Source organism: Methylomonas sp. MgM2 (assembly GCF_054172045.1).
This window is the reverse complement of record NZ_JBSYXO010000037.1, coordinates 1-14,798: the sequence shown is the minus strand read 5'-3', so window position 1 is coordinate 14,798 and position 14,798 is coordinate 1. Positions and strand designations below refer to the sequence as shown.

Here is a 14,798-nt window from a genome sequence, read left to right as displayed (position 1 = left end):
TAATCGCTGGTTATCGTTTGGTTTTATTGGATTCGAAACTTTCGGCAATGCCGGTCAGAATGCCGCCGCCGATTTCCGCAATAATCGAAGCCGTTTTGCTTGCGCTGTTGAAGACCGCATTTTGACCCTTTTGCCGAAGATTGTTCAGCGCCTCTACTATCGTCCCGGTTTGTCTGCCGACGGCGGTTCCGTTTTGGCGCGCGTGCTCGATGAAATGCTGCGCGGTGTCGAAAATCATCTCATTGCTGTTGCGCGCGATTTTCTCCAGAGTTTCCAGGAAAATTTGCTCCAAATTTTTGATGTCTTCGGTGGCTTGGCTAAGGTCTTGCTGGGAAAAGTCGCGAACGCGGGATGCCGCTTCCTCAATAGCCAGTTTCGACGCTTGAGCGGTTTGCTCCAACACGTCGTCTATGGCCGATGCGGCTTGGTTAAAGTCGGCCTTTGCCGGTTCGGCTTGGCTACTCATGCCCGAGGTGATGCCTTTAAAAGCCGCTTCGACCACGCTCTTGATGTTTTCGGTGTCCAGCTGCCGTTGGGTCAGCGCTTTAAGTGTGATGCCTTTAACGCGCTGATAAATGTCGACGCCCGACTCAACAGCTTCCCGGACATCGTCTTCGATTTGCTTTGTGGTATGGGTCATGACGCTTTCTCCTGACAAATTGAGAGGAACCTGAACATAAGTATTAGAATAACAATTTAATTAAAGCTTCGTGGAAAAAACAAAGAAAAATAAAATGGCGTAACAAGCGAACTTACAAAATGGTGTGGCCGGGTAGGACTCAAGAAAATGCCCAAACAGCCGATTAAATCGGCAAACAGCCTGGAGAAGCTCATGAAACGCAGTATCACGCTATTATCCGTATTCGGATTCGCCCTAGTATTAGCGGGTTGCGTTAGCAACAGTCGCGTGCAATCGGCTATGCCGGCCGACGCAAAAGTATTGCAAGCTAACGGTTATGGTCGATTCGACGGCGGCGCGGGTGCCAACGTCAATTACCGCTGGTTGTCCGCTCAACAATCAGCCAAATTGAATGCCTATCGGGGATTGGCTCAGCAGCTCTACTACGAGCCCTTAGGATCAAATAAAACCGTAGGGACTCAGGTTATGAGCAACGAGGTTTATCGCATCTATTTGGACACCTATCTGCGCGAAGCGCGCGCAACGGATTACCGGACCGTCAGCGATAGCCTTAAAACGACGCTGGAGCTAAAACTGACGCCGCGTTTTTACCAATGCATGAGTGGCGATGTGGCTGAAGCCAATCGGTGTATTCGGGAAGATGGTAAACTTCCGATTACTCGTCTAGGATATAACGCAGCCGAAATTAAAACGGTCAATCTGGCCTGCGGCATGGCGGATTGTAGTGATCAATTTTACGTTAAAGGTTTCTCCAAACAGCCCGGCGCTGTCGATGGCGCGTTACTGGATACCGGTTTTTATGATGTGCAGTGGATGGTCAATACCGGCGTTCGGATACTGCTCAATTACCTGATAGTGAATGGATTTGTTAATGCGCTGTAAAAATTGGCCTCTAATCTTATTAATGCTGTTAACGATGTCCTGTAGTGAAGTCGATGACAAACAGACTGCGGCCGTTCCGGTTAATAGTCGGCAAGCTACGGTACATGGCAGCGCGCCGATTACGGGAGCCGGCGTTGAGCGGGCTCGGCAAGCGGCTGTCGATGATGCGGTCGCAAAAGCGGCATTGCAATTGAGGCAAAGCAGAGCGCAGTCTTTATTATCCAGCGATATCAAAATCGTCGACGAATGGCAAGAAAGCGGCGCTTACCACGTTCAGGTTCTGGTATTGCTGGCGCCGCAACACTCGTGCCAATCTTCTTATCGCAAGCGGATTGTCGCGACAGCATTCCCGGCCATGAATACCGAACAAATCAGCGGTTCGGATTCCCAGGATTTATACAATGGCATTCCGCGGGAAATCAGTAATCAATTGATGGAAACCGGCGATTTTATCGTCAGTAATCTCACGAATACCTCGCTGTATTACCAGCCGGATCTTGCGCCGAACGTACCATGGTTCGGACGTCGTTCCGACTCCGTGGTACTGACGATTGCCGACCGGTATAACGCGCAATTGGTGTTGGCGGGCGTGATACGTGATTTTAAAATAGAATCAACCGAATATGTGCGGGGATCGGGCATCTTGGCGATGGTCAAATCCACCATGCGAGACTACGTGGCTAGACGCAGTATCGGCATTGATGTCTATGTTTACGACGGTTTCACCGGGGCGTTGTTGTTTCAACAGCGTTATACGGACTCAGTCACAGGCGATGTGAGCGTACCTCCTGGCTATACCGTGGGTAGTGAGCGTTTCGAATCGAGTCCGGTCGGGCATTCAGTTAACGGAATCGTGCAACAGGCCGGCCATGACATTCAGCAATTATTTGCTTGCTATCCATTTGCCGCCCGGGTCGACTATTTAGATAACGGCAGGATTGTAATAAAGGCCGGTGCGCAGGATGGGGTCAAGGTCGGCGACAGGCTGATGTTATATTCAGCCGGCGATACCGATAGGAGCGGATTGGGATTTACTAACCCCATCGGGGTGATGGTAACCACGGACGTCGGGCCGACAATGGCCTCCGGCCAGCTTGAGGACGGTTTGGCGCAAACCATTGTACGGCCGGGCGATTGGGTGCGTAGCGTCGGTAATCAGTGATGATCGGTACACCACATGTTCGCGAGAGGTTGCCGGATTCCATGATCTAGCCGTCTCATCTGATGCCTGAACGGGATCGAACTTATTCGCCCTGCGTATTCGTCCAATCATGATGCGCTCGATTGCGTCCGGCGCGAGCACTACTTGATTTTCCGTTTGTAAACGCCTTTTTTAGGTAAGGGTTTGGTTCTGCCGCTCGTGTGCTTAGTCGCGAACGGCCGGATTTTAGCTGTAGGCTTGCCGCTTGCTTCATCACTGAATCTGGGTTGAAACGCCGGAACCAGATGATGCTTGCCATTGCCTATCAACTCGGCGCGGCCCATTTGTTTCAGGGCTTCACGCAATAGCGGCCAGTTTTTGGGGTCGTGGTAACGCAAGAATGCCTTATGCAGGCGGCGTTGTTTCATGCTGCGCGGTATCGCGATATCCGGGGCCTCGCGGCTGATTTTGTGTAGGGTGTCTTTACCGGAGTGGTACATCGCCGTCGCAATCGACATGGGCGACGGCAAGAAAGCCTGCACTTGGTCCGCCCTGAATCCGTTACGTTTCAGCCACAGCGCCAAATTCAACATGTCCTCGTCGGTAGTACCCGGATGCGCAGCGATAAAATAAGGAATAAGATATTGTTCCTTGCCGGCTTCCTTTGAGTATTTTTCGAACAGAGCTTTAAAGCGGTCGTAAGTGCCCATGCCCGGTTTCATCATTTTCGATAGCGGGCCTTGTTCGGTATGTTCCGGTGCAATTTTCAGATAGCCGCCGACGTGGTGTGTGACCAGTTCCTTGACATAAGCCGGGGTTTCGACGGCAATATCGTATCTAAGGCCGGAAGCGATAAAAATTTTCTTGATGCCGGGCACGGCGCGAGCGCGTCGGTATAACTTGATCAGCGGTGTCTGATCGGTATTCAAGTTCTGGCAAATGCCGGGATAGACACAGGAGGGTTTCCGGCAGGACTCTTCTATCTTCGGATCTTTACAGGCCAGACGCCACATATTCGCCGTGGGGCCGCCCAGGTCGGAAATATGGCCGGTAAAATTAGGCGAACTGTCGCGTATGGTTTCGATTTCGCGGATGATGGAATCTTCCGAGCGGTTCTGAATGATGCGGCCCTCGTGTTCGGTAATCGAACAGAAGCTGCAGCCGCCGAAACAGCCGCGCATGATCAATACCGAATGCTGAATCATCTCGAAGGCCGGAATATTGGCCTTACCGTAACTTGAGTGAGGCAAGCGCGAAAAGGGCAGGTCGAAAACGCCGTCCATTTCCGGTGTGGTCAGCGGCAGCGGCGGTGGATTGACCCAGACTTCGCGGTTGCCGTGGCGTTGGATCAAGGCCCGGGCATTGCCGGGATTGGTTTCGCCGTGCATGACGCGCGAAGCATGGGCGTATAGGATGCTGTCGTCCTTGACCGCATCGTAATCCGGCAGACGGATCACGGTTTGCATGCGATTCTTGTTGGCGATCGGTTTGAATTGGATGACTTGCTCGCGAATGGCTGTAGTGGGAGCTCCATTCTCGCAAACGGGCATTTCCTGATAAGGATTTTGATGCACGATCGCCGCGCCGGGTTTGTCGATGTCGGTGGAGTCTTTTTCTATCCAGCCTAAAGGCACTTGTTTGACGAAATGCACGGTGCCGCGTATGCCCTTGAGATCGTGAATGTTTTCGCCCCTGGCCAGGCGATGGGCGATTTCGACGACCTGGCGCTCGGCGTTGCCGTAGACCAGCAAATCGGCTTTGGAATCCAATAAAATGGACTTTCGCACTTTGTCCGACCAATAATCGTAGTGAGCGATACGCCGCAGGCTGGCTTCGATACCGCCGATGATGATAGGTACATTTTTAAAGGCTTCGCGGCAACGATGTGAGTAAACGTTTACAGCGCGGTCGGGACGCTTGCCGGCGGCGCCGTCGGGCGTATAAGCGTCGTTAGAGCGGATTTTCTTGTCGGACGTATAGCGGTTGACCATGGAATCCATGTTGCCGCCGGTCACGCCGAAAAACAGATTGGGCTTGCCTAATTTTCTGAATTCGTCGGCGCTATGCCAATCAGGCTGGGAAATGATGCCGACCCTGAACCCCTGGGCTTCCAGTACTCGGCCGATGACCGCCATGCCGAAACTCGGGTGGTCGACATAGGCGTCGCCCGTGACTAAGATGATGTCGCAGGCATCCCAACCCATCCGTTGCATTTCTTCCAGGCTCATCGGTAATTCCGGAGCAGGTCCGAAACGCTGAGCCCAGTATTTTTTGTAAGCGAAGATGTCGGGTGCGTTGTGGTTCACTTATTGATTATCCGGTTAATGCCGCGAGGATTGCTGCGTTTCAAATCTTGCAAATAAAGAGGAAATTCCAGTTGGTACCGTTGTTCCAGTAATTTGGCTTTTTCCGTTAACTCTTTCATGTTGGGTTTGGCGTGTCGTTCGCCGAATGCAAAACCGATGATGTTGCCGCGTTTTCGCACCGGAAGAAACAACAGACGCCACTGAAAGACTTGCCCAAGATTCCAACTCACTTGTTGAAACAACTCTTTGTCGGTGCCCCATAAATTGATGGCCAATAGACCGTCTTTGGTCAGCAAGGTTCGGCAGTGGTCGAAGAAATTGATGCTGCTGACCTCGGCGGACATGCCGGCGTGGTCGTAGGCATCGATCAAGATTAAATCGTGCAATTCTTTTTGCGCGCGGGCTTGGTTTAAAACGTGTTGGGCGCCGCAGCCGATCTTAATTTTCATGCGCGTGTCAAACGGTAAACCGAAATGGCTGCGTGCCACTTTCAATACGCTACTGCGATATTCGACGATATTCAAATGACAGTCGGCAAAGTGATGCAATAAAAATTTCGCCAGCGAGCCGCCGCCCAGGCCTATTATTAGTGCCTCCTTGGGATGGTCGTAAAATAACAGCAAGCTCATCATCGCCCTGGCATAAAGCGAGTGTAGCCGGTTAGGCTCGCTCAGAAGCATGCTGCTCTGCCGCGCGGTCGAACCGAAGTGAAGTGCGCGTTCACCATTTTTGTCGACGATTTCAATAACGCCTTCGTCGTCGTGGCTTTGGTGAACAACTAGGCCGTCGTATTTATACATGAATAAAGAACGAAAAAAACATCGCACTATTTTCGTTTAAAAGCGCATATTTGTCTCGCGCTTCGTTGGCAAGTGCGGATGACTCGTTGTCTGGTCGACGGCTGCGGTTTTTGATTACGGCGTTGAATCGGCTTAGGCGGACGCGCAGCCTTTCAAAAATAAGACGGTGACTCGGCGGACCCAGGTTCGGATTTCGGCCTCGTCCGGAATCGGTTCCAAGCCCAACTGTAGTCGCTGAAAACGCTCGCCGCGTAGGGCGCTGACGTATTGGTCGGCCAAAAAGTCCGGGTCGGTGACGGCGATGTGGCCGGCCTGCTGATGCCGTTCGAAGAAATCCGCCAAGTGGCCGAGCGTGCGGCGGGGCCCTTGTTCGTAAAACTGCTCGGCCAGGTCGGGAAAGCGCGGCGATTCTCCAATTAAGATCGCCCGCATGCGTATCACATCCGGGCGAGTGATGCGGAACAAAAATTGGGTGCCGAATTCAGTCAACGCTTCCTGAATGTCGCTGTTTTCCTTCAAGCCGCTAATGAATTGGTCGCTGCAGCGCCGGATCAGTGCGCCGAACACGCCGGCCTTGCCGTCGAATTGATTGTAGATCGTGCGTAGCGATACGCGCGCTTCGCGTGCTAAGGATTCCAGGCTGAGATTGCCGTAGCCGTGCTCCAAAAAAAGCTGCTGGGCAGCGTCGAGCAGCCTGTCCCGGCTAAGTTGTTCGTTGCCTTTCGGTGGGCGTCCGCATTTCACCATGATTTCACATATAGAAAATAAATTGACTCTTTTTAACAGTATACACTAAACTAAAAACGGTAAGGTAATTTACCATTTTATTTATAGGTTATGGAGTAGCGTAGCATGCAGCGTCGACCACAAGTAACGATAGGGCAGGAATTTGGGCGGCAGTTAAACGGTACGGTCAAGCGGATCTCGCGCCTGGCGCTGCTTGCCGTATGCGTCTGGTGGGCGGCCGCATGCAACGACACGGCATCCCGCCAGCCGCCAATGCAGGAAGTTAGCGTAAAAACGGCTCGACCTTTGGTTAAGGAAATTATCGATTGGGACGAATATACAGGCCGAATCGAAGCGGTCGATTCAGTGGAGCTTAGGGCTCGGGTTAGCGGTTATCTGGAAAAAGTCAACTTCAAGGCCGGTGCGAAAGTCAACAAAGGCGATTTGCTGTTCGTGTTGGATGCAGAGCCGTTTAAAGCGCAGTTGAAGTACGCTACTGCCGAATGGGAACGGGCGAAGACTAAATACGACCTGGCGAAGAACGATCTGGCGCGGGCGGAAAATTTGTTCAAAGCCAAAGCGATTTCCATCGAGGAATACGACGGCCGTCAAAAAGGACTGCGCGAAGCCGCTGCGGCCGTTGTTTCGGCCGAAGCTAACGTCTATACGGCCAAACTGAATCTGGAATACACCGAAATCCGGGCGCCCATTAGCGGCCGAGTCGGCCGCGAGCTGGTCACGGCCGGTAATTTGGTAAAAGACGGCGGCGAAGGCACCGTGCTGACGACCATCGTTTCCATCGATCCGGTCTATGTTTATGTCGATGCGGACGAATTGTCGGTGTTGAGATATCGGCGTCGCGCTCAAACATTGGGACAAGGTTCGACGGATTTGAAAGGCACCCCGCTGCAACTGGCGGTGTCTGACGAAGATCAATTTCCGCATAGCGGGCTTTTGGATTATGTTGCGCCCGCAGCCAATGCCGCTACCGGTACCGTAACGCTGCGCGGCGTATTCGCCAATACCGGCGGCTTGCTGAGCCCCGGGTTTTTCGCCCGCATGCGCGTGCAAGCCAGCGATTCTTATCAGGCGGCATTGTTGCCGGATAGAGCGATAGGCAACGATCAGGCGCAACAATTCGTCTGGGTGGTTAAACCGGATAATCAGCTGGAATACCGGAAAGTGGCCTTAGGCCCGTTACTGGGCACGATGCGCGTCGTGCGCGAGGGGGTCCGGGCCGACGATTGGGTCGTGGTGGAAGGCGCGCAAAAGCTCAGGCCGGGCATGAGCGTCAAGCCGGAACGCATTGCGCTGGCAGCGGAAGGAGCGCAATAGATCATGGATAAACTAAGCCATTTTTTCATAGACAGGCCGATTTTCGCGTCGGTATTGTCCATCGTCATCGTCTTGGTCGGCGGGCTGGCCTTGATAAATCTGCCGATAGCGCAATATCCGCAGATTGCGCCGCCGACCGTCGTCGTCAGTACGGTTTACCCCGGCGCCAATGCCAAAGTCGTCGCCAATACGGTCGCGACACCGATCGAACAGGAAGTCAACGGGGTCGAGAACATGCTGTACATGTCGTCGCAGTCGACCAACAGCGGGGTAATGGCGTTGACTGTCACATTCAAACCCGGTACCGATCTGGATGAAGCCCAAGTTCAGGTGCAGAACCGGGTGGCCTTGGCTGAGCCGAAGCTGCCGGAGGAGGTGCGCCGGCAGGGTCTGAGCGTGAAGAAACGCAGTCCGGATTTGAGTCTGGTGGTCAATCTGATCTCGCCGGATAAGCGCTACGACAGCGTTTACATGAGCAATTACGCTTTGTTGCAGTTGAAGGATACCTTGGCGCGGCTGCCCGGCGTCGGCGAGATATTAGTGTTCGGCGCCCGCGATTACAGTATGCGCTTGTGGCTGAATCCGGAACAAGTCGCATCGCGCGATTTGACTGCGAGCGAGGTGGTCGCAGCGGTACGCGAACAAAATGTGCAAGTTGCGGCCGGCGTGGTCGGCCAACAACCATCGCCGGAAAACGTTGAATATCAATATACCGTCAGCACGCTGGGGCGTTTGCAAACGCCGGAGCAATTCGGCGATATCGTGATTAAGCAAGGCGCCGACGGTGAGATCGTCCGCTTGAAAGACGTCGCCCGCATCGAACTCGGCGCGAAAGATTACAACTCGGGCCTCTATTTGGACGGCGAACAAACGGTGGGTCTGGCGATATTTCAGTTACCGGGCTCTAACGCGCTGGAGACCAAAAAGGCTGTGGTCGAGGCGATGGAGACATTAAAACCGCGCTTTCCGGAAGGGTTGGATTATTTATTGGTATACGACACCGTGGTGTTCGTGCAGCAATCGATAGACGCGGTCGTCAAAACCCTGTTTGAAGCCATTTTGTTGGTCGTGATGGTCGTCGTGATCTTTTTGCAAAATTGGCGGGCGGCGATCATTCCGCTGCTGGCGGTGCCGGTGTCGCTGATCGGTACTTTCGCGGTGATGGCGGGCCTGGGATTGTCTTTGAACACCTTGTCGCTGTTCGGCTTAGTGCTGGCGATCGGTATCGTGGTCGACGACGCGATCGTGGTGGTCGAGAACGTGGAGCGCCATATAGCCGACGGTCTGAACGCGCGCGAGGCGACGCGTATCGCGATGAGCGAAGTCGTGGGGCCGATTATCGCCACGACGCTGGTGCTGATCGCCGTATTCGTGCCGACCGCGTTTATCACCGGCGTATCCGGCGCTTTTTATAAGCAGTTCGCTTTGACCATCGCGGTATCGACCATCATATCGACCTTCAACTCGCTAACCTTGAGTCCTGCCATGTGTGCATTGTTGCTGGACAGGGCCCACGGTAACAAGGATGCGTTCTCGCGCTTGATCGACCGAATGCTGGGCTGGTTTTTCGCGCCGTTCAACCGTTTATTCGAGCGTTTCAGCGAGGGCTACGGCCGCCTGGTGGGCCGCCTGATTCGGATGACAGCGCTGGTACTGGTGCTGTACGTCGGCTTGAATGGTCTAAATTTTTTCGCTTTCGAAAAGGTGCCGACCGGCTTTATTCCGCAGCAGGACCAAGGTTATTTGATTTTGTACGCTCAATTGCCGGACGCCGCGTCTTTCACGCGCTCGGAGGCCGTCATGAAAAAGGCCGTACCTATCATTCTGGGGACCGAAGGGGTGGCCCACGTCAATGCCTATGTCGGCTGGTCGGTATTGACCGGAGCGAGCCAGTCCAACGTGGCGACCATGTTCGCCCGGCTGGATAGCTTCGATGACCGGGCCGGGCATCCGGCATTGTATGCCGACCAGATCGTCAAGAAACTCAGCGAACGCTTGTCGGGTATCGAAGACGCCAATATCGCGGTGTTCGCGCCGCCGCCCGTGCGAGGCATGAGTTCCGTCGGCGGTTTCAAGGTGCAGATACAGGACAGGGCCAGCGCCGGCACCGAGGCACTGGAAAAAGTCACCGGAGAGATGATCAACCACGGCAGCCAGTTGCCCGGTATGGCCCGTTTGTTTACTACTTTCAGAGCCAATGTGCCGCAATTGTTCGTGGACGTGGACCGGGCCCGGGCCAAGTCCATGGATATTCCCTTGCAAGACGTGTTCGAAACTCTGCAGATTTATTTGGGTTCTTTATACGTCAACGACTTGAACGCCTTCGGCCGGACGTTCCAGGTGGTTGCCCAGGCCGATGCCGGTTTTAGGATGCAGCCGAAAGATATCACGGAACTGAAGACCAAAAACAAAGAGGGCGGCATGGTGCCGCTCGGTGCGATCGCCAAGGTCAAGGACATCGTCGGTCCGGACAAGATCACGCGTTACAACATGTATACGTCGGCCGAAATTAACGGCTCCACTTTACCCGGCGTCAGCTCCGGCCAAGCCATAGACTCGATGCAAGCGCTCTTGCGTGCGGAACTGCCGCCGGGTTTCGATTTCGAATGGACCGAGCTCAGTTTGCAGCAGGTGCTGGCCGGTAACGTCGGCTTATTGATGTTTCCGTTGAGTGTGATTTTTGTGTTCCTGGCCTTGGCCGCCCAATACGAGAGCTGGTCTTTGCCGTTCGCGGTGATTTTGATCGTGCCGACTTGCATATTGTCGTCAATGACCGGCGTTTGGCTCAGCGGTATGGACAACAATATTTTCACTCAGATCGGGTTCATCGTTTTGGTCGGATTGGCCAGCAAGAATGCGATTCTGATTGTGGAGTTTGCCAAGCATAGGCAGCAATCCGGTTTGAACGCGAAACAAGCGGTGGTCGAAGCAGCCCGCATCCGCCTGCGGCCGATTTTGATGACGTCGTTTTCGTTCATCATGGGGGTGCTGCCCTTAGTGGTCGCCCAAGGCGCGGGTGCCGAAGCCAGGCAATTGCTGGGCATGGCCGTGTTTAGCGGAATGATAGGCGTAACGTTTTTCGGCCTGTTGCTGACGCCGGTGTTCTACGTCGTGGCTCAAGCCTTGTCGGCGCGTTGGGTTGCGGCTCGAAGTGCGGTGCAAGCCGCTTCGACTCATTCGTCGCCAAAGGATAATTCGTTATGATGCGTTTCATATCCCTATCGGCTTACGCCGGCATAATCGTGCTGTTCATACTATCGGTAAGCGGCTGCGCGGTCGGGCCGGATTACGAGCGGCCGGAAATGAATACGCCGGCGACTTTCGCGGAAGGTAAGCGCCGGGAGTTTTCCGATCAAGCCGTGGAAATCAAGTGGTGGCAGACCTTTGGCGATCAACAATTGACGGCTTTGGTTGAGCAATCGCTGGCGCACAATTACGACTTAAAAGCCGCGCAAGCCAATCTGCGCGAGGCCAGGGCATTATACTTGGAGGTTGGTTTGGATCTGTTGCCGACCATTACCTCGCACGCCAACTACACCGAGCAAAAACGAAGTATCGGTTCCTTGAATAATCGAAATTTCGTGCCGCGACAACTCAATCTATATAACGTCGGGTTCGATGCGTTTTGGGAAGTCGATTTATTTGGGCGAGTGCGCCGTAATATCGAGGCCAGCAGCGACGAGGTCGACGCACAGGAGGCATCGCTGCGCGACGTCAGCATTAGCTTGATCGCTGAAGTCGCCAGAAACTACTTCCAGTTGCGCGGTTTGCAGCTTCAAATGCAGGTGGCGCAAGAAAACGTGCAAACCCAATCGGAAACTTTGGAGCTGACCCGTGTTAGAGCCGAATACGGTCGCGGTACGCAACTGGACGTGTCGCGGGCACAATCCCAACTGGACGGTACGCGGGCCAGCATTCCGACCATTACCGTAGCGATTGAACAGGCGATTCATAGGCTCAGCGTGTTAAGCGGCCAGATGCCGAAAGCGCTAGCCGAACAGTTGTCGCCTTCGGCGCCGTTGCCGAAAGATCCCGGCATAATCGCAATCGGTCATCCGGACGCGCTGTTGCGCCGCCGCCCTGATATCCGCATCGCCGAACGACAGCTTGCGGCGGCTACGGCGCGTATCGGCGTTGCCACCGCCGATTTATTTCCGCGGGTCACTTTCGTTGGCAGTATTTCGCTGGAAGCCATGACGTTGTCGGGTTTGGCGGCTCCCGGTGCCGAGTCCTATTCCGTCGGCCCGAAAATCAGTTGGCCGGCCTTGGATTTGGGGCGGGTTTTGGCACGGCTTAAAGCGTCCGACGCGCATGCGGAAGCCAGTCTTGCCTATTACGAACAAACCGTGCTCAATGCATTGGAGGAAACTGAAAATGCCTTGGTTAGCTACGGAGAGCAGCGAAAACGGCGCGAATTGCTGACAAGGGCCGCCGAGGCCAGTAAAGAGGCGCATCGATTGGCGCTACTGCGTTATCAAGAGGGGGTATCGGATTTTTTGACCGTGCTGGATAGCGAAGCGCGTTTGCGCCAGGATCAAGCCTTATTGGCTCAAAGCGAAACGGCTGCCGCGACGGCATTGACGGCTGTTTACAAAGCGTTGGGCGGCGGTTGGGAAACGGTTTCGCCGGAAAAAACCGTGCTGGATTGATGGATCAAAACAAACAGGCAACTTACTTGGCGGCGGCGTGTCTGTATTCTTGGCGCATGAAGATTACCTAGAGCTTCGGCAAAATCGATCCGGCGCGGGTGCGTTTGCGGGAAAGGTTGTAATGTTTGTATAAGCGCCAGCCGAAAGATTACATGCGTTTCGTTCATTCCTGGCCGCTTGGTGCATATTTTATGCCGTCCTAGTATAATCAGGCCTCATTTTTCGCCCGGCTTTGTTCGGGTTTCAATTCACTCAAACCGGATAAAGAACTCTACCATGGCATTACACTGCGGCATCGTTGGCTTGCCCAACGTCGGCAAATCAACTTTGTTCAATGCATTAACCAAAGCGACTATAGCCGCTGAGAACTACCCTTTTTGTACTATCGACCCGAATGTGGGCGTGGTGCCTGTGCCGGACCCCAGGATGGACAAATTGGCCGAAATCGTTAAGCCGGAACGCGTGCTGCCGACCACGATAGAATTTGTCGATATTGCCGGCTTGGTGGCAGGGGCATCCAAAGGCGAAGGCTTGGGAAACCAGTTTTTGGGCAATATCCGCGAAACCGATGCAATCGTTCATGTGGTGCGCTGCTTCGAAGACGATAACGTCGTGCATGTGCATGGCAAGGTTGACCCAATAGGCGACATCGAAGTCATCAATACCGAGTTGGCTTTGGCCGACATGGCGTCTGTCGAGAAGGCGCTGCAAAAAACTGCTAAGGCGTCAAAATCGGGTAATAAAGACGAACTGGCGAGAAAACAGGTCTTAGAGCGTGTTTTGGAGCATTTGAATCTAGGTCAGCCGGTTAGAACGTTAGGTTTGTCGGACGATGAGGTTAAATTAATCAAAGAACTGTGCCTGTTGACGATTAAGCCGACTTTGTATGTGGCTAATGTTCAAGATGACGGCTTTACCGATAATCCGATGTTGGACAAAGTCACAGCGTTTGCCGAAAAAGAAGCTTCCAAGGTTGTTTCGGTTTGCGCCGCAATAGAAGCTGAAATCGTGCAATTGGACGACGCCGAAAAACAAGAGTTTTTGGACGATTTAGGGCTGGAAGAACCGGGGCTAAACCGCGTGATTCGCGCCGCTTATGAGTTGCTGAATCTGTCGACCTATTTCACCGCCGGCGTCAAAGAAGTCAGGGCCTGGACTATACCCGTCAACGCCACGGCGCCGCAAGCCGCGGGCGTCATTCACACGGATTTTGAAAAAGGTTTTATTAGGGCGGAAGTAATTTCCTATGAAGATTTTGTAAGCTGTAAAGGCGAACAAGGCGCTAAGGACGCCGGCAAATGGCGGCTCGAAGGTAAAGACTATAAAGTACAAAACGGGGATGTCATGCATTTTAGATTTAACGTTTGACAATTTCTCTATTCATTTTTAAAATGCCGGTTCTTTAATCGTTTCTTGGCGACATAGCTCAACCGGTTAGAGCGCGGGATTCATAACCCCGAGGTTCCAGGTTCAATTCCCGGTGTCGCCACCATATAAAACAAGGATTTAGGTAATTTACCAAGTCCTTTTTTATTTTTTGTCCCTTTTTTGTCCCATTGACAAAAAAAGGACGCGACTCACTGGCAATCATTGCCTTTCAAATCAACCAGCGGTTACCTAAAATTTTCCGCATAGTCGAAAAAACTAAACCTCTCATTTATTATCAAAAAAAGGCTATCAACTGTCTACAGTGGTCGATTAAATCAGAACACTCCGCTAAAGAAGGCTATTCAGCCAACTTGTAAATCAAAGAATTTTGCGCGGTGATAATCAAGGTAAAGCTGATGGCGCTCGGCAATCCAGCGCAAACACAAATTGCCGTTAAGCCCCAGAATATTCCGCTGATTTTGACTTAATTTCGGTGAAATCAGCATTTGTCCCATATCGTCAAAACTAATTAGAAATCGGTCGAATAGCGCATCCAAATGGGCACAGAGTAGGAAACCGTTAAAAACGTCCAGGCGTTCTGTATCGGACTTACATTCGGCCCATGGTTTGGCGTGGCTAGCCCGTAGCACCTCCGTCACATCGACACCCGTCACTGCGCAAGCGCCGCCCCAGTACTGCAGCATTCCGTCTCTAAATTTTTGCTGCCCGATACGCTGGCGTACTATCCGTTCGATTTCAGTTGCTTTGGTTTCGGCATCTGCGAAATGGGTTAACTCTTCGGTTACCTGCTTGTCATAATCGACGGCTAATTGATTTGGCAGGGATTGAGCTAGTTTGGAGGCTCGTCGCAGGAAAATAGCTAGATCATTGATTTGTACCAGAACAAACTTACGATCCGGACGAGTTGCATTTGGAAAACACCGAGTCAAC

General features: G+C 53.1%; 11 protein-coding genes and 1 tRNA gene. 7 read left to right on the top strand and 5 right to left on the bottom strand.

From position 1 onward, the window contains the following. Positions 1 to 10: 10 nt before the first annotated feature. Complete coding sequence (locus ACW73I_RS19460) at positions 11 to 640, bottom strand: DUF6781 family protein (protein WP_458031111.1); 630 nt, start codon at positions 638 to 640, stop codon at positions 11 to 13. A gap of 192 nt (positions 641 to 832) precedes the next feature. Between ACW73I_RS19460 and ACW73I_RS19455 the strand changes: the two genes are divergently transcribed. Together ACW73I_RS19455 and ACW73I_RS19450 are read left to right on the top strand one after the other, a co-directional pair. Continuing rightward, positions 833 to 1,522, top strand: coding sequence for a hypothetical protein (locus ACW73I_RS19455; protein WP_458031110.1), 690 nt, complete (start codon positions 833 to 835; stop codon positions 1,520 to 1,522). Then, positions 1,512 to 2,684 (top strand): flagella assembly protein FlgT middle domain-containing protein, encoded by a 1,173-nt coding sequence (locus ACW73I_RS19450; protein ID WP_458031109.1) that lies wholly within the window; start codon positions 1,512 to 1,514, stop codon positions 2,682 to 2,684. Before ACW73I_RS19455 ends, ACW73I_RS19450 begins: the two co-directional genes overlap by 11 nt. Before the next feature lie 140 nt (positions 2,685 to 2,824). On the opposite strand, the gene ACW73I_RS19445 is transcribed toward ACW73I_RS19450, so the two are convergent. From ACW73I_RS19445 to ACW73I_RS19435, 3 genes are all read right to left on the bottom strand, one after another. After that, positions 2,825 to 4,969 carry a YgiQ family radical SAM protein gene (locus ACW73I_RS19445; RefSeq protein ID WP_458031107.1) on the bottom strand — a complete coding sequence of 715 codons (2,145 nt, stop codon included), beginning with the start codon at positions 4,967 to 4,969 and terminating at the stop codon, positions 2,825 to 2,827. Continuing rightward, complete coding sequence (locus tag ACW73I_RS19440; RefSeq protein WP_458031105.1) at positions 4,966 to 5,769, bottom strand: spermine/spermidine synthase domain-containing protein; 804 nt, start codon at positions 5,767 to 5,769, stop codon at positions 4,966 to 4,968. Before ACW73I_RS19440 ends, ACW73I_RS19445 begins: the two co-directional genes overlap by 4 nt. Positions 5,770 to 5,901: 132 nt before the next feature. Then, the gene (locus tag ACW73I_RS19435; RefSeq protein ID WP_458031103.1) at positions 5,902 to 6,516 is read right to left on the bottom strand and encodes a TetR/AcrR family transcriptional regulator; all 615 of its coding nucleotides are present in this window, start codon (positions 6,514 to 6,516) and stop codon (positions 5,902 to 5,904) included. Positions 6,517 to 6,621: 105 nt separating this feature from the next. Here ACW73I_RS19435 and ACW73I_RS19430 point away from each other — a divergent pair, with 105 nt between their 5' ends. The 5 genes from ACW73I_RS19430 (at position 6,622) to ACW73I_RS19410 (ending at position 13,971) form a co-directional block, all read left to right on the top strand. Continuing rightward, entirely contained in the window at positions 6,622 to 7,830 is a 1,209-nt protein-coding gene (locus tag ACW73I_RS19430) for an efflux RND transporter periplasmic adaptor subunit (RefSeq protein ID WP_458031102.1), read from the top strand. A gap of 3 nt (positions 7,831 to 7,833) precedes the next feature. Beyond that, positions 7,834 to 11,034 (top strand): efflux RND transporter permease subunit, encoded by a 3,201-nt coding sequence (locus ACW73I_RS19425; RefSeq protein WP_458031101.1) that lies wholly within the window; start codon positions 7,834 to 7,836, stop codon positions 11,032 to 11,034. Continuing rightward, the gene (locus ACW73I_RS19420) at positions 11,034 to 12,479 is read left to right on the top strand and encodes an efflux transporter outer membrane subunit (RefSeq protein WP_458031143.1); all 1,446 of its coding nucleotides are present in this window, start codon (positions 11,034 to 11,036) and stop codon (positions 12,477 to 12,479) included. The genes ACW73I_RS19425 and ACW73I_RS19420 overlap by 1 nt, the downstream gene beginning before the upstream one ends. A gap of 276 nt (positions 12,480 to 12,755) precedes the next feature. Beyond that, positions 12,756 to 13,847, top strand: a complete 1,092-nt coding sequence (ychF, locus tag ACW73I_RS19415; protein ID WP_458031100.1) for a redox-regulated ATPase YchF — start codon at positions 12,756 to 12,758, stop codon at positions 13,845 to 13,847. 47 nt (positions 13,848 to 13,894) lie between these two features. Then, positions 13,895 to 13,971, top strand: a tRNA-Met gene (locus tag ACW73I_RS19410). A 238-nt stretch (positions 13,972 to 14,209) separates the two neighbouring features. On the opposite strand, the gene ACW73I_RS19405 is transcribed toward ACW73I_RS19410, so the two are convergent. Further along, on the bottom strand, positions 14,210 to 14,798 hold a 589-nt coding region (locus ACW73I_RS19405; protein WP_458031099.1), incomplete at its 5' end, for an HNH endonuclease.